The organism is Paenibacillus sp. V4I9, from assembly GCF_030817295.1.
In the GTDB taxonomy this organism is placed as follows: domain Bacteria; phylum Bacillota; class Bacilli; order Paenibacillales; family NBRC-103111; genus Paenibacillus_E.
Map to the genome: position 1 here is coordinate 7,105,792 of NZ_JAUSZE010000001.1, position 22,237 is coordinate 7,128,028.

The window sequence follows — 22,237 nt, forward strand, 5'->3', positions numbered from 1 at the left end:
GGTTTTGTGCTTTTTTAAACGAATTTGGAGAGGTGAGGGGAATGAGTTTTGAAATTGAACACCATAAATGGGTAGGCGATCATCTAAGGCGAAGAAAAGGGGAACGTCTGGATGCTCTGAAACGTGGCCACGGGTACGGAAATCGTTTGTTTGTTGAGCGAGTCTGGTGGTCGCTTGCTGGAAACTTCCACGGATTGCATCCTGAATATGAAGTAAAGGACTGGCGGGGGAGATCCTACTTTGTCGATTTCATGTGGATTGTTGGGGCTATTCGAATTGTATTTGAGATTATGGACTATGGCTCGCATGGCACGGATCGCAGCAAGTATAGAATGGATTTGAACCGAGGACTTTTTCTCCAGGCTCAAGACTGTACTGTCTTCTATATCTCTCTGGATGAGTTAAAAGAGAATCCAGCGTTTATCCTCTCTGCATTGCGGAACATCCTGTCCCCTTATCTGTCGGCTGGGAGCGGAACCAAAAGAACGGTTGAAAGATTCTTTTCAAAAATCGAACGAGACTTGATGCGAGCGGCCATTCGCCACAATCGGACCATTCGCCCCACCGAGGCGGCGAAGGAATTGGAGTTGCATACTATGACCGTCATTAAATACTGTCGCAAGCTAGTGGATAAGGGGAAATTTCGAGCTGTGGCGAGTGGAGTATCGGGGCGGATAACTTACTATGAATACATTGGCTCTATTCTAAGTCCGGATTTGGTGTGACTATGACCATTCATTTAATTCTATATGAATTATCATATAAAATTTTCCCTAAGATCGTATTATCGAAAAATCTGTATGAAAAATCGTATAGAATCACTCTTTTAGCGTAAATCCCGTTCATTCTATCTGAAAAATCATGCAGATTGACGGACAGGAAGATGGAATAGCGAGTTGTGGATAGGTCGTGAGCCGACCGACCCACTGTGGGTGGTACCAGGGTTACCGTAATTGTTTTCATCAACTTCTTGTTTACAAGCTTGTTTGCAAAAGACCAAAAAAAGGCCGCAACAGCCCACCTCTCGGCAAACTGTCACAACCCTCAAACCCGCGGAAAACGCGGCTTTCCAGTTTTTACTCTTCACCCTTCGCAATCGGATTGTCCTCATACGAAATCCAATCGCTCCAGCTTCCGCTATAGAGCTTCACGTTATCAAAGCCCGCTTCGCTAAGGCCCAGCACGTTCGGGCACGCCGTTACGCCGGAGCCGCAATAGACGATGATTTCATCGGCATCGCGCAGCGCGGCAAAGTGCTGCTCCTGCTCCGCAGCTGACAACCAGGCGCCGTTCTCACCGAGAACGCCTTTCCAGAAGAAGCTGCGCGCGCCCGGGATGTGGCCGGCCACCGCATCGATCGGCTCTTCCAAGCCGAGGTAGCGGCGCTCCTCGCGCGAGTCAACGAGCACGGTGCCTGGGCGGCCGAGCTTGTCCTTGACCTCGTCCATGCTGGCAAGCATGGCGCGATGCACCTTCGGTGAGAAGGTCCGCGGGAACACCGTGGACACTTCATCGGTAACCGGATAGCCAGCAGCTTTCCATGCTGAATACCCTTGGTCTAATACGTATACCTCGGAGTGACCTAGGAATTTCAGCATCCACCATAGCCGCGAAGCCATGGCTCCGCCTTGATCGTCGTAAGCCACGACGGTCTTCGTACCATCGATCCCTAGGTTGCCCACGAGGATAGAGAAGGCTCCTAGATCAGGGAGCGGATGCCGGCCTCCGTGCGCCATTTTGGCACCGGAGAGGTCTTTCTCCAAATCTACATACACGGCTCCTGTTATATGGTCTTTCTCATAATTCTGTCTGCCTGATTCTGGTTGTCCTAGCGCAAAGCGGCAATCCGCAATCACGATGTTCGCATCGCCAAGCTGTCCTAGCAGCCAAGTTTGACTTACGATATTTTCCACAGTTTCATGCCACCATCTTTCGTCATTCGATTAATCGCCCATTCCACTCGTCGGATTAGCGGAGTACGTCTGCCAATCACTGCGATCTCCACCCATTTTATCGTAAAATGCTTGGGCGCGGAAGTTATCTTTGGCCGTTGTCCACGTTAAATTGGCATATCCATTTCTCGCGGCGTATCCTTTGCAAGCAGCAAATAGTTTCGCTGCCGCTCCCTGACCACGTTCAGCCTCTATGACGAATAAGTCGTTCATAATTGCTATTTTGGACGCACGCAAAGTGCTGAAGGTAAAATATAAGGTCGCAAAGCCGACCAGCGTCCCCTCTTCCGTCTCCGCTACGAATTGAATACCTTCCTTCTGCTCAAGCAGTTGGTGAATCAATCCGTTCAACTTCTCATCCTCAGGTTGTCGATACTGATAGAAGTCCACAATATAAGCGAGCATTAACGTTTTCAACTGCGGGATATCTTGTATTACCGCTTCGCGAATCGTAACTTGGGTCATTTAGGGTGACCTCCTATTCCTATTAAGTCTATATTTTCATTGTACCCCAAATCTTGCCTTTATGATGAAAGGTATCCTCGGTTAAATGTCTTCCATTTCCTTCCGATACAGGAGATAAATGATCCATCCTAATAGTAGGGATAAGCCTGCTGCGAAATAGAATATGGACGTTATTTTCAACGTAACCCCATAATAAGTCAATGAGAACAGCACAAATGCAAAGAGAAACACATGTAACAGGACATTTTTCTGTGGAAGCCAAGCACTTTTGGAGCTTAACTCGATTCGAACGGTAAAACCTAAGCGTTTCTTAACCAGAACCAAAGCTGTGAGGAATGTAAGCGATGCGGCCACCATTTTCAAAGCACGATAAGAGGTATCCAGCCCCTCAAAATAAGTAACCAGAGAAATATGCGTAATGAGCGGCATGATAAATAGAACAATGGCCAAATAAATCGTATAGCCAAGCGAGCCGAGAAACGCTACCATGAGCGCATGCAGCTTTCGCACGCGAAATATATAGTGAATAAAAACCGCTTCCGTTACAATAATGAGCATAGGTTGCAAGCTCTCCGCCCACGGCTGGGATAAAAATAATCTAAATAAGCAACAAATAACGAAGGAAACAAGCAGCACAAGCGGCCATTTTTTTTTCACCGAGATCCGGAATAGGGTCAGTCCCAATACCAGCATAGAAAATAGAGTTATTGTGCCAATTGGAAGTTGACTATACCAATCCATTTGAACCTCCAACCAATAGATGAAAGGATGATAACTACGAACAATATGATGCATGAAAGCCTACCATGGCGCGTCGTTCCCCTTACTGAAGCGAATTGCCATGAACTTTGCACTTGGAAGTATTCGCCTCCATACGATTTATACAATTGGTCTCCATGGGAGACTATGCTTCGTGAACAAGCTGAATTCGCCGACCCGCAAATTCGAGCAGAGCAATATCGAGCTGTCGTGGATGAAAACGGAATATTGTCTGGGTTCGTTCAATTCTTCCCCATTGTTGGGGTGACACGTTTAGGACTAGGACTTCGACCGACTCTTTGCGGGAAAGCGAGCGGAATCGGTACCCAATTCGTCCATCTTCTTGTTCAAGAGGCCCAGCGCCGGACGCCCCAGCAGGAGATTGATCTAGAAGTTCTCGTCTGGAACGAACGTGCGATCCAGACGTATGAGAGAGCTGGTTTTACGATTACAGACACATATAATAAGTGGACTCCGACCGGAATGGCTGACTTTCACTGCATGGTATATAACGGACCGAGCTTAATCTGGTGATCCACTGCCAGTAGTAATGTCAGCAAAAGCCTGATCAAATTTAGCTGCGGATTCGAAATCCAAATCAGTTAAGCCGCCTGCATGCCAGGAGGTAAGTCGCAGCGTGACCATCTTATAATCGATGGCGATCATAGGGTGATGATTATCGGCTTCTGCTATGCTGGCAACCTCATTCACGAAGTCTATGCCCTGCATAAAAGAAGTAAATCGATATTTACGCACAATCCATTTGTGATCGTCTGTCGTCCAGCCAGTCACCTCCGCAAGCTTCTGATCAATGTCAGTGTTCCCAAGCTTCACCCATGACCACTCCTCTGATTTCAATCAAAATCATAGGCGACCGCACCCAATTCTCCCTCTCCCGCATACGTGCGAAGGAGGTCCAGGAACGGCTTCCCGTAGTTTCGGTATTTCACCTCGCCGACACCTTTGATTCGCAGCATGGCGGATTCCGATGTCGGACAAATCTCACTCATTTCACGCAGCGTGCTGTCCGAGAAAATAATATACGGCGGCACCTTCTCACGTGCAGCAATTTCCCGACGAAGCAGGCGAAGCTGCTCGAACAAGGTGTTATCGATAGCGGCAGCCTTAACCTGCTGCTTACGCACCTTCTGGTTGACCTGCAGCTTCCCTTGAAGCACTTCGGCTGCGGGCTGCATCAGCTTCACAACTGGATATTGACCATCCGATAACTGCAAAAACCCTTCTGAAATCAGCACGTTGATGAGATCAGAAATTTCCTTCTCCGGCAAATCTCGCATAATGCCATGGGTCGGCAGACGATCGAAGCGATAGTCGACAATCTTCTTCGCTTTCGAGCCTTTGAGCACGGAGGCGACCATCGAGATGCCGAAGCGTTCCCCCATCCTGCGGATGCAGGAGAAAATCTTCTGCGCTTCGACGGTGATATCCACCGTATCGCGATCATCTTTGCAGGAGCTGCAATTGCCGCAAGTATCTTTAATATTGGTTTCATCAAAATAGTGCAGAATGACGTTGCGCAAGCATCGTGGCGAATAGCAAAAGTCGATCATCGTCTGCAGCTTCTTGTACTCATTCGCTTTACGCTCCGGCGAGAGCTGATTCTGCTCGATCAAAAACTTCTGCGTCATAATATCCTGCGCGCTAAACAGCAGGATACACTCACTCGGCTCTCCATCACGACCAGCGCGACCGGCTTCTTGGTAATAAGCCTCCATATTTTTCGGCATATTGTAGTGAATGACATACCGGACGTTGGACTTATCGATGCCCATCCCAAAAGCGTTCGTCGCGATCATCACGCGAATATCATCGTATAGAAACGCCTCCTGCATGTAGGAGCGTTCCTCATCGGTTAGACCGGCATGGTACTTCCCTGCGGCGAAGCCTTTTTTGCGTAACGTTTCATATAGCTCTTCAACATCCTTACGCGTAGCGGCATAAATAATACCAGGCTGATGCGTATGTTCTTTCACATAATTCTGAATGTAATCCCGCTTATTCTCACCTCGCAGAATCGTCAATTCCAGATTATCACGTGAAAAACCATTGACGAATATGCCCGCTTGATCCAAATCAAGCAGTCTCGCAATATCGGCTGTTACCTCGGCAGTAGCTGTAGCTGTGAAGGCTGCGACAATCGGGCGATTAGGCAGCTCACGAATGAACGGAGCAATCGACACATAGCTCGGGCGAAAATCATGCCCCCATTGCGAAACGCAGTGCGCTTCATCAATGGCCACTAGCGGAAGATTCAGCGCTGACATTCGAGCACGAAATCGTTCCGACTCTAAGCGCTCTGGCGCGATATACAGCAGTTTATATTTGCCCTGCATGGCGCCTTGCATCCGCTGTTCTACTTCTTTAGCTTCCAGCGTACTGTTAATGAAAGTTGCCGGAACACCTAGCACACTTAACGCATCCACTTGGTCCTTCATCAAGGAGATGAGCGGTGAAATAACCAGCGTCACTCCCTCCATAAGCATGGCAGGCACTTGATAACAGATCGATTTACCTCCGCCCGTCGGCATAATGCCTAGCGTATCTCGACCTTCAAGCAGATTCGTAATGATATTCTTCTGGCCCTCGCGAAATTCCGGGTATCCATAAACTTGTTGTAAAACCTTCCTTGCTCCATCCAGCATAACTTCCATACACCTTTCTATATCACACTTCTGCCTTATTTAGACCAAATAGATGACGGAAACCAACTTCTCCCCGTCATGAACCTTCAGCACGTGATTATTCGGATCATGGCGAACGGATCCCGCTCCGATCTGCATCACAGGTGCGTTTCCTAATCCGTAAAAAATATCGTCAGCCAGCGTTCGCAGGCATTCTTCTTGTTCGTCCTTATCAAGCTCCAGCCAGTCGTCTGCATTCATTTCCAACAGCTCATAAAATCCATCAACCAACTCAATGCCACGCACGAAATCAGTGACAATGTCCTTATATTCCCTGCCAAATTTTATGCCCACCCTCGCAGTCTCCCTTCAAAAGCATTTCGTATAGCTTCACTTTATCATATTATAGGCAGGAATGCAGGGTTAACCCCTTTTACCCCGATGAAAACTTATTTTCTGATGTGTAAAAAAAAACCCTTTGGCATAAACTGTGGAAATGGGCAATTTCGGGAAAAATCTGTTACTATGGAAGAAGGATTGTACCGCTCGGAGGGTAGGAAAGCACACATGCTGAAACTGCAGATTCCCAAAAATCGAATGAACTACCTAATCAAGCAAATCCCCCTTCATTTCGACGCCGTCGTTCTGGAGCAGGGCTGGGAGTATTACCATAAAGGTCGTGTGACCGAAGTCGATCTGAAAGGCATGAACGTTCAGGCGACCGTCGCAGGCAAAAAAATACTGAACACGATGCTTAATTTAGAAAATTTCGCCACTAGCGAGTGCAGCTGCTCCTATGATGGCTTTTGTAAACATATCGGTGCCACTTTCTTCAGCTTGTATGCACCTTATGGACGTCCGGAACTACTGCTTCAACAGTTAAAACAACAAATACACACACGGAAAAAGCCCGCACGCGGGGCAGCTTTGATACAGGAACGCAAAGCCGCTGCAGCTGCACAGGCCAACGTGCCTCTTGAAGAGGCTATGCCAGTAGATTGGCATCGCTTTTTTGAAGGGAAATTCCATGGATTCTCCATTTCTCATCAGCACTCGATCGAAACCTTCTACGATTCAGCACTGGAGTCCCTGCCCGGCTATGCGGCAAATTGGAGAAGTTCAACCCGCGAGCTCTATATGTTCCATATCGTGCTGTTCATGATGCGGAAAATTGAACAATTTTATCAAGAAACGAAAAGCTCCTACCTGTCTTACTATCACGAGAACGGCTGCAAAATTGCCGCAAAAAATTGTGAGGATAAGATGGTTGAATTCGTGGAACGAACAGATGTGAATATCTCTTTCGAGGCGGAACCCAAACATTGGCTATCCACCATGAAAATGCTTGGAGAATTCGCTCTGCAGGGCAAGGATAGTCCGATTGATTGGCTGTTTGTGTATCGCTTCATTTGGTGGAAACTGACGAATCATTCTGCGGCTCAGAAAGAGGAAATCCAGCGTCTCGAGGCACTTCTCACGAAGAAGGACCTCTTAGCTCGAAAGAAGGATACACTTCTGGCGGCAAGAGCGCATTTTGATATTATGCAGGGGGACATGGATCGCGCTTTCGAGCGTCTTGGTCAGCTCACTCATCCCAATGCGAAGGATTACTTCCTTTACCTGAATTATTATTCCAACGATAAACAGTGGAACAACATGCTTGTTTGGCTCCGTTGGCTGTTCACGTCGATTAGGAATGCAAATCACGATGATTTCCGGACCTTCTGCCAATACTGGCTCGATACGACCAAGCATCTAGAATCTGATAGCGAATGGGTGCAGGTGATGGAGTCCCTACTGCCTCGTTCCTATTACTATTACACGGCATATTTATTGCAAACGAAACGGTATCGGCAGTGGGTGGACTTGCAATTGGCAAACCGAATATCACCGCTGAGCTTATATGGCACGGAGCTTAAAGCGATTGAAGAGCATGATTCGGCTTTACTCCTCCCCCTCTATCACCAAGCGGCCGAACGGGCTGTTCTGGAGAAAAATAGGGCTTCCTATAAGACAGCTGTTCGACTGCTTAAGAAACTGCACGGCATTTATAAACAATTAGGCCAGGACGACCGCTGGGAGCACTACGTATATCGATTAGCGGATAAGTTCTCACGCTTGCGTGCTTTCCAAGAAGAGCTCAAGAAAGGAAAATGGATTCGATGATCGAAACCAGCGCGCTGACAGTTCACGTTAGCTCCATACCTAATGGTTCTTTATTTCTATGGGGTACCCGCGAGAACGGCGGCATTTGGGATGCTCTTGATTTGAAAAATATGTTGTTCGCCTGGCATCGCGCCTCTTTTTTCGGCACGTTCATGGAGCCCAGCGAGTGGCAAAATCGGGAAGGCATCGAGCTGCAACCGCTCGATGCGCTCGATTATTTCAGCGATCCACAGCCTGTGCAGCATCTACAGCTTAGCTGGCATCAGGACTGTGCGGATTTGATGCGCCTTGCTCCGGCTGTTCGAGAAGCGTTGGCGTCCGGTAGTTTCATGCCGGACTATGAAAAGTGGAAAGCCGGCGAAATCGGCTGGAAGCTGCAGCTTCCTGAGGAACTGCAGGCATTAGAATCACCAGCCGTATCGCGCTGGATTCATGCGCTGATTCCTGAGTGGGTGGACGCAGACGGCCTCATGAAAGATAATCTGCGCAAGCTCGAAGCAGCGCATCCTCTAATGCGCCGCGGTGAGATCGGCGCTGATCTATGGCTCGACGAGGAGGATTGGCTCGTCGCCATTGGTTGGCGCCAAGACCGGTCGCCCATGCGGACCTGTCTGCAGCTCGTGGAGCCGGACCTGGCGCACGGCGCAGGCTGGCAGCTGCGCGTGCTGCTGCAGGACCGGCTTGCGCCGGAGGTGCTGCGCACGGTGACGCCCAGCGGCGAGCCGGTCGTTGGTGAGCTGCCGCTGCCGGAGGCGTGGCAGCCGGAGCTTGGCCGCGTAGAACGTGACGCGGCGAAGTGGGTACGCATCCTGCCGTGGCTGGATGCGGAGGAAGGCGGACTCCGTCAGACGTTGACGGAGGAAGAGGCTTGGCGCTTCCTCGCAGAGGGAAGCGTGCGGCTTGTTGAGGCCGGAACGAGCGTGTTCCTGCCGGCCTGGTGGGAGCGCATCCGCAAGATGAAGCCGAAGCTGCGCGCGAAGATCAAGTCTTCCGTCGGTTCTGGACGGGAGACGATGTTCGGGCTGACCCAGCTGATGCAGTTTGACTGGAAGCTGGCTGTGGGGGATTTGGAGCTGACAGAAGAGGAATTCCGGCAGCTTCTGGAGGAAAAGCGCAAGCTGATCCAGATTCGCGGCAACTGGATTCAGCTCGACCCGCTGTTCATGGCACAGGTCGAGCAGATTATGAAGCAGGTGCAGAAGAAGCAGGGCCTCTCCTTCCGCGATGTGCTGGAACTTCACTTCGCGGGCGATGCCGGCGGGCTGCTGCCGTCTGAGGATGACCCCGAAGCGATGCGCTACATCGAGATGGAGGTAGAGCTGAACGAACAGCTGCGCCACATGGTCGATCAGCTCACACAGGCGGAGTCAATTCCGACGATACAGCCGCCGCCCAGCTTTCAAGGATCGCTGCGCCACTATCAAGTGGACGGTATCTCTTGGCTGTTGTTCCTGCGCCGTTTCGGCCTAGGCGGCTGTTTGGCCGATGACATGGGTCTCGGGAAGACGATCCAATGGATTACGTATTTACTTACGGTGAAAGAGAACGAGAAGCCTGATACACCTTCCCTTTTGGTATGTCCGACGTCCGTGCTGGGGAACTGGCAGATGGAGCTTAAGCGTTTTGCGCCGTCGCTGAAGGTTCATCTTCACTATGGCCCTCAACGATTAAAGGGACCTGCTTTTAATGAAGAAGTCGTTGGCAAGGTTGACTTAGTTTTAACATCCTATACGCTTTCCCATCTGGATGAGGTTGAGCTAGGCTCTATTGCCTGGAACTCCATCTGTTTGGACGAAGCCCAAAATATAAAAAATGCTTATACGAAGCAAGCTTCCGCTATTCGCCGACTCGATGGTTACCATCGCATAGCGTTAACGGGAACACCGATTGAGAATCGGCTCACGGAGCTGTGGTCGATCTTTGATTTTGCGAACCCGGGCTATCTGGGCACAGTTCGCGAGTTCACGCACCGCTATGTGAATGCCATCGAGAAGACGCGCGATAGCGAGACGATCGGCAAGGTACAGAAGCTGATCCGCCCTTTCCTGCTGCGCCGCGAGAAGAAAGACCCTGCAATTCAGCTCGATCTGCCGGAGAAGAACGAGTCGAAGACGTTCATTTCACTTACCGCCGAGCAGGGCTCGCTGTATGAGAACTACATCCAAGACATGTTCGATCGTCTGGATAAGCTCTCCGCTATGGAGCGGCGAGGTCTCATTCTCGCCGCTCTGACGAAGCTGAAGCAGGTGTGTAATCACCCTGCTTTGCTGCTCAAAGAAGGCATCCACGCGCCATGGAGCGGACGCTCTAACAAGCTGGAGCGCCTGCTCGAGATGGTGCAGGAGCTGCGCCAAGAGGGCGACAAATGCTTGATATTCACGCAATTTGTGGAGACGGGCAACCTGCTCCAGCATGTGCTGCAGCAGGAGCTTGGCGAGAAAGTGCTGTTCCTTCACGGCGGAACACCGAAGAATGGGCGCGATGAGATGATCGCGCACTTCCAAGACGTCAGCCAGCCTGTCGACGAGCAGCGGAATGTGTTCATTCTTTCGCTGAAGGCCGGCGGCATCGGGCTCAACCTGACGGCGGCGAATCATGTGTTCCACTACGATCGCTGGTGGAACCCCGCCGTCGAGAATCAAGCGACGGATCGCGCCTTCCGTATCGGCCAGACGCGCCATGTGCAAGTGCACAAATTCGTGACGCTGGGCACGCTTGAGGAGCGCATCGATGAGATGATCGAGCGCAAGCTAGGCCTCAGCCAGCAAATCGTCGGCTCCGGCGAGAACTGGATCACCGAGCTGTCGACCGACGAGCTGCGCGATTTGTTCTCGCTGCGCCGCGAGTGGGTCGAAGCTTAGGAGTCTGGGGGTTCGGGGTTTAGCCACAACGCCTCATATACGTTTGTCAGAATCCTGCATAGTTTTGTGCAGGATTTCTTTTTGCCTGAATGTAACCACTAATCATCCAAGCATCTTGCCACCCAATCAGCCAATGTTAGCTCGTTCGTTGAGTTTTTAGATTAGTAGGAATAGCTATATCTCTGGGTCCGAGTCTGGGCTCGGAGATCTGGTCGGTTAATGTTTTGCTCCAACACAAAAAAAGGCCACCTGGGGTAACCTCTCACAAGACACTCATTTTGACGTACTATCTTATTCCCACTCTCTGCCACGTACTCTCTCAAACACTCTCTCTCATTCTCTTATAAATCTCTCAAATCAAATCATCAAATCTCCAAACAAATAAAAGCCCTCTCCTAACGCACAGGAATAAGTCTGGATCTCATGCGAGGTATCCAGGTCCGTGTAAGCTTGGGATAGAATCCCTTGTTTTTGCAGGTTCATCATCATAATGTTGGAGATGAAATAGGGCCTCCACGTCCAGTTTGCCCCGCGATAGCTCTCATCTTTGCTCCATGCTTCGTCTTTGCGGCTGTAGTTGGACGAGATTTGGTAGCCGTCCTCCCGACATATGTACATACGTATACAGTTTTCCGACACGTTGCTAATGATATTTTCGATGACGCGATCTGCATCTTCAGCTGTTGATATACAGGCAGAAGAATGGATAAGCAAATCTAGACTTTGATGAATGGTCAAAAGGCGGCTATAGCGCCCAAGTTCATCGTTACCAAAGAGTTTCATTTCCTCTTTGAGCATAGACTTGAAGGCATCCCGGCGCTGCAACTGCGGTTCAGCTTTGGAGAAGAGATAGCCCTGTACATACCTTGCTCCGATTTGAAGAGCACTGCGAAGTTCTTGCTTCGTTTCTACCCCTTCGACAAGCAGGGAAGCCCCCATTTGAGCCGCTAGAATGGAAAAGGATTGCATCAGCGCTTTGTAGCCGGCATGGACCGCGCTTTTTTTCAAAATATTAAGATCGATCTTCAATATCTTCGGTTGTAGACTGGCGATTCGGTCGAAATTGCTAAACCCGCTGCCCACATCGTCAATGGCAATCGTACAGCCGAATTCTCGATATAATTCTACAATTTGCGTCAGCTCATGAAGCTTCCCTGTGAATTCCTCTTCGGTAATTTCGATCACGATACGCGCTGGATCTATTTGATATTTCCTTAATAGCTCGATAGTTGGCAGCACGCCTGTGCGCTTATAGGTTTGATAGATCCATGAAGGTTTTAAGTTAATGAATAAGGAACTCTCATCTTGAGCCGAAGCTAGCTGTTCAATCGCCCGCTCCCTCAATTGCCGATCAATATGAAGCTGCATGTCTTCGGGAATGTCAGGATTTTTGAAAAAAGGCCCCAAACTTTCGACACTACCTTCCCGAATTCGTCTTCCCAGTGTTTCGTAACCGATGATTTCTTGGCTCTGAAATGAAAGTATCGGTTGGAAGAATGGACGTACTTCGTGTAGTGGCGGAATCCTGCTGTCTTTTACCTGCACTGTGCGCCCTCCTCAAGCAAACTTCGACGATCTTAAAACTTAACATCAATCGTGTAATGAATCATATTTTAAACGACATTTCTATATCTTGCAATCTATTGATGGAAGAAAACATAACATGATCGTTTTTAAAAGGAATTTGTTGACTCATGTCGAATTTTTAGTACATCCTTTCATCCTATTAGAATCTAGGTGACCGATTGCTATGAAGTCATTCACGAGATCTCGGATCTCCATGCTATACGTTATTTTAATCGTTATTTTATTAGCCTTTGTGAGTGTCTCCAACTTTATTGCTTCTCGCAATATGGAAAGGGAAAGCGATGCGATCGTGCACGATTCCATTCCGATTTCAATCACAACGAACAGCCTGCTTAAAGATTTAATTAACCAAGAAACGGGTATCCGTGGATTTGAATTATCAGGTAATGAGCAATACCTGGAGCCCTATACGTCTGGTAAAAAGCAGCTGGAAGTTGATCTGAACACGATCAACCAATACGATAAAAAGTACCCAACCTTGCAGCTTATCATGGACACGCAAGCCATACCAGCCATTAATAATTTACAAAAGTATTTTGACACACAATACGAATTGGTGAGAACTGGTAAAACAGAAGAGGCGAAAGCTCGCGTAGCGTCCGGCAAAACGATGATGGATCGCTACCGAGTTGTTCATGTAAGCATCGAAAAGGCCATAGAGCAAATCACGTCAGATGCCTACACAGCTTCCCTTAAAGCCGGTAAAACCTCTCGTACGATTACAATGGTTGGAAGTATTATTGCCTTAATTGCAGGTGGTCTGTCCATTTTCATTTCCTATCGAGCCTATCATGCTGAAGAAGAGATTCGTAGAAGCGAGGAAACGTATCGCTATATGGCTGAGAGCTTGGAGACGCAGAATGAGGAGATTATGGCCCAGCAGGAGGAGCAGCAGATCACACTCGCGAAGCTATCCGAACGAGAAAAGGATTTGGAACTCATCTCGTCCTATCAGGAAAAGCTTACAGGTTACGTGAAGTTGAAAGATTTCTTAAAGCATACGCTGCCAGCCCTGCTCAATTCATTATCGCAGGATGCGGCTCTGGTCGTCATGGAACGTCACGCAGAGGACTCTTCCTCTTATGAAGTCATTCATTCCATTGGTTATCCGAAAGAACATATTAATTTGAATCAGAGAGAGCTTTTTGGGCCGGCTAGGCGTGTTTTCGATGAAGGGACACCTATTATTCATACGCGAGATGTATCCGGTCATGAACAAGGTGTCCATGGGGGAATGACACGGGCTATCGATCAATATGTCCCACTCTTGGATGATAAACAGAAGGTTATTGGTTTCTTGCTGCTAACGAGCTATCAAAGTTCCCTCTTTCAAGAAAATAACCAACGATTGACCAAAGGTTTAGTTCGTCAGTTCGGACTCGCCTTCTACGCGCAGGTTATGAACGACGAGAGGCTGGGGCAAGCAGCCAGCTTAGCAGAGCTGAATGATCAATTAACAACGGAGAAGCAGTTCATCGAAGCGCAGCGCGATCTGATTCAAAATATTTTGGAATCCGCACATGAGGGTATGATGATGTGTGATTCACAAGGTACAATCCTGTTCTCCAATCATCGAATGAATCAGTATTTCAGTTTAAACGAACGAATAAGTGAGAACCTGGTCGATAGCAGTCACGAAATAGCTGCCGATTCTCCGAGCTTTATTGGCGTCGCTTCATCCATTGAAGCGTTGATCGATGGCTCACTGTCAAATCTCACACAACGTTTTAGTTTCGAGCTCGAAGGTCAGGTCCAACATGCGGAGCTATATGCGACCGTAGTAAGTGAAGATACCGAACAGCAAGGCTACTTATTCGTATTTCGTGATCGCACCGAAGAAGAGCGTATTGATGAAATGAAGAATGAGTTCATTAGCATTGTATCCCATGAGCTGCGAACTCCCCTTGCCAGTGTGCTTGGTTTTATCGAGATATTGCTGCATCGGGATCTTTCACAAGAGAAACAAAAGAAATACATGGAAACCATTTACAAAGAAGCACATCGCTTATCGAATTTAATCAACGATTTTCTTGATTTGCAGCGAATGGAGTCAGGTCGACAACTGTATCATTTCTCCCCTGTCAATCTGCTGCCTACTGTACAAGAAATCGCTGAGCAGTGGCAGGATAAACATAGCCATCGTATTCTCATTCATCAGCAAGAAGCAGAACTATGGGTACGAGCCGATGCTGATCGTATTCGTCAAGTATTCGACAACCTGATCAGCAATGCGATTAAGTACTCGCCAGGAGCAGATCACATTGATATTCATATAACTGTCGACCAAGGTAAAATTACCATAGCGATACAAGACTACGGACTCGGCATACCAGAGGAAGCCCGTAATCAAATGTTCTCCAAGTTCTTCCGTGTCGACAACTCGGACCGTCGCCAAATTGGCGGTACCGGCTTAGGTCTCGCAATTGTAAAAGAGATTGTTGAAGGACATAACGGACATATCTCCTATACTTCTGAGATGGGGCAAGGTACGACATTCCGCATTGAGTTCGACCAATATGAGATTTCTGCCATGGATGGTCAAATTGTTATTTTCGAAGATGACGATAATCTGGCCAAATTAATTCAAGTTGCACTGAACAAATTGGGGCTCCCTTCCATGCAGCTTCGTTCTGCTGAGGAGGGCATTATCGCGCTTAATCGCTGTAAAGGCGAGGGACCGATTCTGTTCATCGTCGATATTCATCTAGAAGGCGCTAAGACAGGTTGGGATTTCATCGCTGATTTATACCGTCATCCGGTGCACTATCAGACTCCTGTTATCGTTTCAACAGCGCTCGATCCACCTCATGATTATCACGAGAAAGAGATTGAGAAATATCTCAAAAAGCCGTTCACAATGGAACGTCTCGTCCAGGTGGCGAAACGTCTCCTCGATAATAAGCAAAGTAATGCGTACGTTTTCCCTGCCCAAAATAAAGAGAAGCTCTCGACCACTCTACAGCGGAACGGCATCGATGTGCTTGAAATGAAAGAGAGCATAGATGTGATCGAGGTCGAAATCAAAAAGCCGCAATCGGATGCTTAACGCATCAAAGAGAGCTTTCGGTAGGCATTCCATGCAACTATTGTGTTATCCCCTCTCTCTCCTTCCAATTTGATTAGAGGGAGAGTTTTTTCATTGTAAAGACAGAGGGATTTCCCGGCCTTATAGCCAATATACTAGAGAAATACCAATTGATGAGAAGGAAAGGTGTGACCCTAGTGGCAAAGCTTGAATCCGCTTCCAACCCGATGCAAGCACGTAAAGTCTGGACCCTGTTCTTCTCCTTGCCGATATTCGCTTGGGCGATGTACGATTTCGCGAATACGATTTTTTCCTCCAATATCGTGACTGTATTTTATCCATTTTATTTAAAAGAAACGTTAGGCAAAAGCGAAGAATTGAATCAGATTGCAAGTACTTTCATCACTTACTCCAATGCTTTATCCAGCTTTTTCCTCGTGTTGTTGTCACCCTTATTTGGGGTATGGATTGACCGGACAGGTAAAAAGAAGGCTTACCTCGTCCCCTTCACGCTTATTGCTATCGCGGCAACTCTGCTTATGGGCGCTTCAGCCCTTTGGCACTCAGACCAGCAGTGGATGGGACTCAACACCTCCATACTAGGCGTGATTTTCTTCTTTATGGTCGCCAAATTCTTTTACAATTCCAGCTTAATCTTCTACGATTCAATGATTTCAGATCTGGGTAATGCACGTGAAATCCCCATCATTTCCGGTGTTGGCGTAGCGGTTGGTTATGTCGGTACATTAGTTGGACTTGTCGTGTTTCCATTGATCAATGGCAATCATTTTGAAAATACGTTCATCCCTAGTGCGCTTATGTTTCTGATCTTCTCTTTGCCTATTATGTTTCTTTACAAAGAGAAGACCCAGAAGCCCGTCAGCGGGAAAAAATCGCTCCTCAGCGGTTACCGTGAGATCTGGGCTACGTTCAAAGAAGCAAGAAAATACCGAGCTGCCTTCTTGTTCATGATCGCTTACTTCTTCTTTAACGATGCGATTGCCACGGCGATTGCCGTCATGGCCATTTATGCGAATACCGTTATGGGCTTCACCACGGGGCAATTCATTCTGCTCTACCTCGTTTCGACGGTATCGAGCATTATCGGTTCGTTCCTTTTCGGATATGTGGCCAGAAATATCGGTCCCAAAAGAGCGGTGACCATCGTAGCCTTCATCCTTATTATCGCGATTTCCTTAGCGGCATTTGCAACAAGTCAGAGCGTATTCTGGATTGCCGGCAGCTTGTATGGGGTATCTATGGGCGCCATGTGGGTCACATCCCGCACACTGATTGTTGAGCTAACGCCGGAAGAGAAACGCGGTCAATTCTTTGGATTATTCGCCTTCTCAGGTAAAGTGTCCTCGATCGTTGGTCCTGCTCTCTATGGTACGATTACCTGGGCGCTGGCATCATCTGGCAACCTGGCTAGCCGCGTAGCCTTAGGCTCTCTCTTGATCCTAGTCGTGATTGGTCTGTTCGTTCATATGCGTGTGCCGCAGAAATTGCATTCCTCCTCTTAATTCGTGTACAATAACTTTTAATCATAGACGGAAGGTGTGAGGCGTATGAAGAGTCCTGTTGATATTAGAAACGCGGTCTTTTCCTATTTCTCATTCATGGAACACTAAAGCATTCGTTGCTTTAGTGTTTTTTTATGTCAATGATACAGATTTTCTCATCTGGGAGGAGAGATGGATATGCGGTACAAAAGGGTCCTAATTAAACTTAGTGGCGGGGCTGTAGCTGGAGATAGTGAGTTTGGCTTTGATCCTACGCAGCTAGATCACATTGCCAATGAGATTATGACCGTTGTCAATCTAGGTGTCGAAGTGTGCATCGTGATAGGCGGAGGTAATATTTTTCGCGGGAATATGGGCGAGAGTTGGGGAATTGAGAAGGCAGAGGCTGATAATATCGGTACGCTTGCTACCGTCATCAACAGCTTGATGCTGCGCGGTGTTCTTAAAGCGAAGAGCGAAGCTGAAGTGCGCGTCATGACAGCGATTCCGATCGCTTCTGTGGCGGAGCCTTTCATCCGACTGAGGGCCATTCATCACTTGGAAAAAGGGTACATCGTTATTTTCGCAGGCGGCAATGGACAGCCTTTCGTCACCACCGATTATCCATCGGTCCAAAGAGCCATTGAAGTCAACTGTGAGGCGATTCTCGTCGCGAAGCAGGGGGTTGACGGTGTTTTCGATAAAGACCCGAAGCACCATAAGGAAGCTCTTCAGTACAAATCACTCCACTATAACGACGTTATCCACAATAACCTCAAGGTCATGGATCAGTCCGCCTTCATTTTGGCGCGAGATTATCATATCCCCATGCATGTTTTCAACTTCGATAAGCCTGGCTCCATGAAAGAGATTTGTGAAGGTCAGAATACAGGCACGATCATCAGCGGTTCATCCGAACTCATTTTTCATTAGAAAAGTCATTCTTTGTAAAATATAAAGAAAAGGATAGAACGCAGGGATTGCCTGTCGATCTATCCCTTTCTTTTTTGGAAACGTTTTAGCTGAGTAGAAGCACATAATAGTCATTCGCATTTTTCGTTTTAAAGCCACATGATTCGTATAAGCCTAACGCCTTCTCGTTTTCAACAGATACTTCCAGCTTAATGTAGCTAGCATGATCCTGTTGCTTTAATTCTGTTATTGTTTGGCTCAAAATACGCCGCCCATAGCCTTTGCCACGATACGCCGGCACTACACAAAAACCATAGATGAATCCATTCTCTTCTGCTTCGACCATGGCTCCGACTTTACCAATGGGCTCTCTCTTCTCGCCAAGCTCCGCGATCCACGTCCGCTCTTTCGCACCAGTAATGGTTTGGGTGACATACTCTCTCGTGTCGCTCTCCGACATGTCGAACCCTGACATATTGAGCTTAACCAACAGCTCCGTATCCTGCACATCCGCCAAACGAATGACAATATTATCATTTAAATCTAAAGCTTGCGGAGTCTCTGCCTCTTGCTCTTGAAGCTCCATGACATATTCAGAAAAACTATATGCTGCGCCAAGATTCGTCAGGAAAGCTTTGCCGCTCTCCGACCCACGCTCATTAATAAAAATAAGTTTTGGAACTTCCCTGCGCCGACATTCGGCTATTGCATTTTGAACCATTTGGCCAAAAATACCTTGGCGCCGCGCCTCTGGATGCACCATTCCACTAATCTCTACTTCCGTGGACATAAAGCAATATATGGCCAAAAATCCGACAATACGGTCATTTTGGTAAAATAAAAAGTCATTCGTCACGCCAGACGGACGGTCCGATAGTGTGCTCCAATTTAGTTTAATCTCGATATGGTCATGGCTATTACAAACCTCCCAAAGCTTCCGAACTTCCTCCAGCTCCTGCGGTGACAGTCCTGCTCTTGGTAATATGCCTTGTTTCAAAATGTTGTCCTCCATCATTCTAATGTTCTTACCTGATGTCATTATACATGTCTGCACAATGGCGTGGTAAGCTAATAAATAATTTTACATAAATTTTCGTGAACATTGAACGATGTATCTATGAATTCAGGCAGAGGGGATGTTCATTCACTTGGAAGAATTATCTATCAAAAAAAAGAAGGACTGGCAGCAAGATGCCTGTCCTTCTTTCTCATACCGTCAGCCGAGCATATTCATCAGGAGTCTGGCCAATTATGGACTTGAATTCTTTGATGAAATGCGACTGGTCATGATAACCGAGATCCATGGAGAGCTTGGACCAGTTATGCCTCTGGCTTAGATCCGTCGTCTCAGCTGCATTCTGGATTCGGGCCAGCTTGATCACCCACTTGGGGCTAACTCCGACATAGTGGTCGAACAGCCGCTGCAGCGTTCTTTTATTCACATTGAAGTAATCGCAGAGGGTATCAACTTTGGTGAGATCGGGCTTCTGATTGATATGATCGATGATCTTATTGATAAAACCGACCTGTTCATCCTTTTCGGGAAGCTTGGGACGGATTATCTGCTCGATATGTGAAACCATAAGATGTTCTTCTTTTTTAGCAAAAATATTCGTCTCAAGTCGACGTGGATCTATGTCAAAAACGCTCTGGACACTCATTGGATTGTTCAGCAAACCGGAGATCGGCTGTTTCAAAAAAGGGTAAAATCCGCCAGGCTTGAATTTGACGCCAAATACGCATCCTTGGCCATGCAGATAATGCCCATACTTCTCTTTCCCTGGACCGTAGATGGCCGTTCGACCTGGTTCAACGAGGAGATTAACGCAGGGATTCGGGATAACATGCTGCAAATAAGGCTCCTGGTCGGTTAAATCCCACCTAACTATCCAGTAATGCCGGATGAAAAAGGCCAGATCTTCGGAGGGGGTATGTCGCGAAAGCTGAAATTTCTGCTCGCCTTGCTGCAGATTCATAATGCCTAGGCTGGGCTTGGAGGCTTTGGGAATCACTTCGCACACTCCTTGTCGCGTTTTTACAATACATAGGTTGTACAATCATCTATACTTAATCATATCACATACCAAAGGAGCGGAAGTATATGGAACTCAAATACGAATTTTACATTGGGGCAGGACTTAAAGAAGTGTGGGATATTCTAGTGACTCCGGAGGGTACTCGTAAGATTCTCTTTGGCAGTGTGCTTCAGTCTACTTTTGAAATAGGATCCGATTATGCTTATGTGGGGCCTGGTAATGACGGTGAGGAAACCGTTCATGTATACGGTAAGATTTTAGCTTACGAGCCGGAAAAGCTCATTAGTTGTACCGAACATGCTGGTCCATCTTACAACCCGAATCATGCGGACTTTGAATCTAGAATGACGTTGTCACTTGAGACTGTTGGGAGCTGTACAAAACTAACGTTGGTCAATGATAATTGGACACCCAACCACCCAAGCTTCGAGACTACGAAAGCAAGTTGGTGGATGATTCTGAGCAATATCAAGACACTGGCGGAGACTGGAAAGACATTGGATTTTGGTTGGTAGGGAAATGAAAAAGGAGTTAAGCTGCTTATATATGCTTAACTCCTTTATTTTTAATACTGTAGTAAAACGAAATGAATTGCCGTAAGGATTCCCATTGGATAAATAATTGTTCTAGAGAACGTATTCTTAAATCCATTACGGGGGTGCTTTTCAAAAAATAAGTGCAGGATTGCATGGATGATTAATAATAAATCTAGGATCCAAAAAGTAATAGTCTGATATTGGCTGAAAAGCAAAGAGAGTATGATTGTATAAAGAGGAAGGTGAATAAATGTGAAGAATTTATACATGAAAGAAGTACCTGCCTCCCCTTTTATAATCGGACAAGCACTCTTCCTCTGACCTTCCCTTCCAGAACCTGCTTAGCAGCCTCCGCAACTCCATCCAGCGTAACCTCTTGATAGACTGTCTGTTCCAGGTCCTTCGGCTTCAGTTCCTTCGCAATACGCTCCCACAGGGGCTTTCTAACCTCCATCTGGCAAGCAACCGAATCAATCCCTAACACATTTACACCTCGCAGGATAAAAGGAAACACCGACGCTGCGAACTCACCGCCACCTGTCAAACCACTCAGGGCAACAGAACCTCCGTACTTCATCCTGCTCAGCACATGGGCAAGGGAGTCGCCCCCTACAGGATCAACAGAGCCCGCCCAATATTCCTTATTGAGCGGCTTGCTACCAGAGGGAGCAAGCTCCTCTCGCGTTAGTACCCGCTTAGCCCCTAAGTCGAGCAGGTACTGATGATCCGCAGACTTCCCAGTGCTTGCCTCCACCTCATAACCGAGCGCTGCCAGCATGGACACGCTGCTGCTGCCCACTCCGCCAGTTGCACCGCGAACAAGCACGGGTCCCTGCTCTTTGCTTAGCCCATTCTCCTCCATCCGCTGTATGGAGAGTGCAGCGGTAAATCCCGCCGTACCCAGTATCATCGCCTCGCGATGGGTTAGTCCCTGCGGGAGCGGCACGACCCAGTCAGCCGGGACACGCGCATAAGCGCTGAATCCGCCGTAATGCCCTGTACCAAGCTCGTAACTCGTCACAAGCACCTCATCGCCTTCGCGAAACCGACGATCTGACGAAGCTACAACGGTTCCGGCCAAATCAATCCCAGGTACCATCGGATAGGCACGCACAACGCGTCCAGTCGAGCTGCAAGCTAACGCATCTTTATAATTAATGCCGGAGTATAACACTCGGATCGTCACTTCGCCTGATGGCAAGTCCACCATCGACAACTCTCTTACATTGGCTTCAAAACGCTCTTCCGTTCGCTCCACCATTAACGCCCCAAAGTTTTCCATCCGGTTTTCGCCTCCTCGATCCAAAAGGATCACATCAACTAATTTCCAACTACTTACTATTCAGTTTACTACTATCAAGCTCTGGATTCAAAAGCTAATACCGCTCCTCATTCCACGTAAATAAAAAAACCGGCATGCGCCGTCTGGTTGAGAGTGTTTATAAAGGTTGATGCAAAGCAATCTACGCCCAAGTGACGTAATACGGAAACATTCGCATACTTATCCGTGTAAAGTTGTACTTTATACAACTTTAGGCAAGCTAATCCGCGTTTTCCAACCGAATGTTGCAAAAAATACAACACTTTTAGTCTAAAATAGCTCTACAGCCTATAAAAGGGCAAAACTGTTGTATAGCATACAACATCCTGAGCTTTTCAAGAAGAAATCAAGGAAATTGTTGTACGCAGTACAACTTGCTTTTCTAATTCTCCAATTTTCCAAAAAACCAGAAGCAAAACGTTAAAAAAACATAGTTACTTGCCGATGATTATGCCTATCCATAATCTCACTTA

Annotated in this window: 19 protein-coding genes; 8 read left to right on the top strand and 11 right to left on the bottom strand. The window is 47.6% G+C overall.

Features of this window, described 5'->3' with window-relative positions:
* The first annotated feature begins 41 nt into the window (after positions 1 to 41).
* Positions 42 to 725 carry a hypothetical protein gene (locus tag QFZ81_RS32780; protein WP_307606004.1) on the top strand — a complete coding sequence of 228 codons (684 nt, stop codon included), beginning with the start codon at positions 42 to 44 and terminating at the stop codon, positions 723 to 725.
* Positions 726 to 1,076: 351 nt separating this feature from the next.
* Here the strand turns inward: QFZ81_RS32780 and QFZ81_RS32785 are convergent, their stop codons facing one another.
* The 3 genes from QFZ81_RS32785 to QFZ81_RS32795 form a co-directional block, all read right to left on the bottom strand.
* Entirely contained in the window at positions 1,077 to 1,913 is an 837-nt protein-coding gene (locus QFZ81_RS32785; protein ID WP_307606006.1) for a sulfurtransferase, read from the bottom strand.
* A gap of 30 nt (positions 1,914 to 1,943) precedes the next feature.
* On the bottom strand, positions 1,944 to 2,417 hold the full coding sequence (locus QFZ81_RS32790) for a GNAT family N-acetyltransferase (RefSeq protein ID WP_307437610.1): 474 nt from the start codon (positions 2,415 to 2,417) through the stop codon (positions 1,944 to 1,946).
* A gap of 81 nt (positions 2,418 to 2,498) precedes the next feature.
* Positions 2,499 to 3,158 (bottom strand): hypothetical protein, encoded by a 660-nt coding sequence (locus QFZ81_RS32795; RefSeq protein WP_307437607.1) that lies wholly within the window; start codon positions 3,156 to 3,158, stop codon positions 2,499 to 2,501.
* A gap of 165 nt (positions 3,159 to 3,323) precedes the next feature.
* Between QFZ81_RS32795 and QFZ81_RS32800 the strand changes: the two genes are divergently transcribed.
* Positions 3,324 to 3,710 carry a GNAT family N-acetyltransferase gene (locus QFZ81_RS32800; RefSeq protein ID WP_307606009.1) on the top strand — a complete coding sequence of 129 codons (387 nt, stop codon included), beginning with the start codon at positions 3,324 to 3,326 and terminating at the stop codon, positions 3,708 to 3,710.
* Here QFZ81_RS32800 and QFZ81_RS32805 read toward each other — a convergent pair.
* The 3 genes from QFZ81_RS32805 to QFZ81_RS32815 are packed head-to-tail and all read right to left on the bottom strand — an operon-like array spanning position 3,699 to position 6,172.
* The gene (locus QFZ81_RS32805) at positions 3,699 to 4,010 is read right to left on the bottom strand and encodes a 4a-hydroxytetrahydrobiopterin dehydratase (RefSeq protein ID WP_307437601.1); all 312 of its coding nucleotides are present in this window, start codon (positions 4,008 to 4,010) and stop codon (positions 3,699 to 3,701) included. The two genes, QFZ81_RS32800 and QFZ81_RS32805, sit on opposite strands and share 12 nt — an antisense overlap.
* Positions 4,011 to 4,030: 20 nt before the next feature.
* Positions 4,031 to 5,839 carry a DNA helicase RecQ gene (gene recQ / locus QFZ81_RS32810; protein WP_307437600.1) on the bottom strand — a complete coding sequence of 603 codons (1,809 nt, stop codon included), beginning with the start codon at positions 5,837 to 5,839 and terminating at the stop codon, positions 4,031 to 4,033.
* Between the two features lie 39 nt (positions 5,840 to 5,878).
* A complete protein-coding gene (locus QFZ81_RS32815; RefSeq protein ID WP_307437597.1) occupies positions 5,879 to 6,172 on the bottom strand; it encodes a hypothetical protein in 294 nt (97 codons plus the stop codon).
* Between the two features lie 213 nt (positions 6,173 to 6,385).
* On the opposite strand from QFZ81_RS32815, the gene QFZ81_RS32820 reads away from it, so the two are divergent.
* Together QFZ81_RS32820 and QFZ81_RS32825 are read left to right on the top strand one after the other, a co-directional pair.
* Positions 6,386 to 7,984 carry an SWIM zinc finger family protein gene (locus QFZ81_RS32820; protein WP_307606011.1) on the top strand — a complete coding sequence of 533 codons (1,599 nt, stop codon included), beginning with the start codon at positions 6,386 to 6,388 and terminating at the stop codon, positions 7,982 to 7,984.
* On the top strand, positions 7,972 to 10,845 hold the full coding sequence (locus QFZ81_RS32825; protein ID WP_307437592.1) for a DEAD/DEAH box helicase: 2,874 nt from the start codon (positions 7,972 to 7,974) through the stop codon (positions 10,843 to 10,845). The genes QFZ81_RS32820 and QFZ81_RS32825 overlap by 13 nt, the downstream gene beginning before the upstream one ends.
* 357 nt (positions 10,846 to 11,202) lie before the next feature.
* Here the strand turns inward: QFZ81_RS32825 and QFZ81_RS32830 are convergent, their stop codons facing one another.
* Positions 11,203 to 12,390 carry an EAL domain-containing protein gene (locus tag QFZ81_RS32830; RefSeq protein WP_307437588.1) on the bottom strand — a complete coding sequence of 396 codons (1,188 nt, stop codon included), beginning with the start codon at positions 12,388 to 12,390 and terminating at the stop codon, positions 11,203 to 11,205.
* Between the two features lie 205 nt (positions 12,391 to 12,595).
* Here QFZ81_RS32830 and QFZ81_RS32835 point away from each other — a divergent pair, with 205 nt between their 5' ends.
* The 3 genes from QFZ81_RS32835 to pyrH all read left to right on the top strand — a co-directional run bounded on the left by QFZ81_RS32835 (position 12,596) and on the right by pyrH (position 17,892).
* A complete protein-coding gene (locus QFZ81_RS32835; protein WP_307606013.1) occupies positions 12,596 to 15,478 on the top strand; it encodes an ATP-binding protein in 2,883 nt (960 codons plus the stop codon).
* 176 nt (positions 15,479 to 15,654) lie between these two features.
* Entirely contained in the window at positions 15,655 to 16,980 is a 1,326-nt protein-coding gene (locus QFZ81_RS32840; protein ID WP_373463740.1) for an MFS transporter, read from the top strand.
* Between the two features lie 177 nt (positions 16,981 to 17,157).
* A complete protein-coding gene (pyrH, locus tag QFZ81_RS32845) occupies positions 17,158 to 17,892 on the top strand; it encodes a UMP kinase (protein ID WP_307437582.1) in 735 nt (244 codons plus the stop codon).
* Positions 17,893 to 17,977: 85 nt separating this feature from the next.
* On the opposite strand, the gene QFZ81_RS32850 is transcribed toward pyrH, so the two are convergent.
* Together QFZ81_RS32850 and QFZ81_RS32855 are read right to left on the bottom strand one after the other, a co-directional pair.
* On the bottom strand, positions 17,978 to 18,868 hold the full coding sequence (locus tag QFZ81_RS32850) for a GNAT family N-acetyltransferase (protein ID WP_307437579.1): 891 nt from the start codon (positions 18,866 to 18,868) through the stop codon (positions 17,978 to 17,980).
* A 211-nt stretch (positions 18,869 to 19,079) separates the two neighbouring features.
* Positions 19,080 to 19,883: a helix-turn-helix domain-containing protein gene (locus tag QFZ81_RS32855; RefSeq protein WP_307437576.1), complete on the bottom strand. Its 804-nt coding sequence runs from the start codon at positions 19,881 to 19,883 to the stop codon at positions 19,080 to 19,082.
* An 89-nt stretch (positions 19,884 to 19,972) separates the two neighbouring features.
* Between QFZ81_RS32855 and QFZ81_RS32860 the strand changes: the two genes are divergently transcribed.
* Entirely contained in the window at positions 19,973 to 20,422 is a 450-nt protein-coding gene (locus tag QFZ81_RS32860; protein WP_171649611.1) for an SRPBCC domain-containing protein, read from the top strand.
* A gap of 50 nt (positions 20,423 to 20,472) precedes the next feature.
* Here the strand turns inward: QFZ81_RS32860 and QFZ81_RS32865 are convergent, their stop codons facing one another.
* Together QFZ81_RS32865 and QFZ81_RS32870 are read right to left on the bottom strand one after the other, a co-directional pair.
* Positions 20,473 to 20,712: a DUF6713 family protein gene (locus QFZ81_RS32865; protein WP_307437572.1), complete on the bottom strand. Its 240-nt coding sequence runs from the start codon at positions 20,710 to 20,712 to the stop codon at positions 20,473 to 20,475.
* Between the two features lie 23 nt (positions 20,713 to 20,735).
* On the bottom strand, positions 20,736 to 21,725 hold the full coding sequence (locus tag QFZ81_RS32870; protein WP_307437568.1) for an acrylyl-CoA reductase family protein: 990 nt from the start codon (positions 21,723 to 21,725) through the stop codon (positions 20,736 to 20,738).
* Positions 21,726 to 22,237 lie beyond the last annotated feature (512 nt).

Bases quoted from the DNA above. Each gene is read 5' to 3' on its own strand.
- QFZ81_RS32780 (WP_307606004.1), top strand. From the start codon at position 42: ATGAGTTTTGAAATTGAACACCATAAATGGGTAGGCGATCATCTAAGG.
- QFZ81_RS32790 (WP_307437610.1), bottom strand. From the start codon at position 2,417: ATGACCCAAGTTACGATTCGCGAAGCGGTAATACAAGATATCCCGCAG.
- QFZ81_RS32795 (WP_307437607.1), bottom strand. From the start codon at position 3,158: ATGGATTGGTATAGTCAACTTCCAATTGGCACAATAACTCTATTTTCT.
- QFZ81_RS32800 (WP_307606009.1), top strand. From the start codon at position 3,324: ATGCTTCGTGAACAAGCTGAATTCGCCGACCCGCAAATTCGAGCAGAG.
- recQ (WP_307437600.1), bottom strand. From the start codon at position 5,839: ATGCTGGATGGAGCAAGGAAGGTTTTACAACAAGTTTATGGATACCCG.
- QFZ81_RS32820 (WP_307606011.1), top strand. From the start codon at position 6,386: ATGCTGAAACTGCAGATTCCCAAAAATCGAATGAACTACCTAATCAAG.
- QFZ81_RS32825 (WP_307437592.1), top strand. From the start codon at position 7,972: ATGGATTCGATGATCGAAACCAGCGCGCTGACAGTTCACGTTAGCTCC.
- QFZ81_RS32835 (WP_307606013.1), top strand. From the start codon at position 12,596: ATGAAGTCATTCACGAGATCTCGGATCTCCATGCTATACGTTATTTTA.
- pyrH (WP_307437582.1), top strand. From the start codon at position 17,158: ATGCGGTACAAAAGGGTCCTAATTAAACTTAGTGGCGGGGCTGTAGCT.
- QFZ81_RS32860 (WP_171649611.1), top strand. From the start codon at position 19,973: ATGGAACTCAAATACGAATTTTACATTGGGGCAGGACTTAAAGAAGTG.
- QFZ81_RS32865 (WP_307437572.1), bottom strand. From the start codon at position 20,712: ATGTATAAATTCTTCACATTTATTCACCTTCCTCTTTATACAATCATA.
- QFZ81_RS32870 (WP_307437568.1), bottom strand. From the start codon at position 21,725: ATGGAAAACTTTGGGGCGTTAATGGTGGAGCGAACGGAAGAGCGTTTT.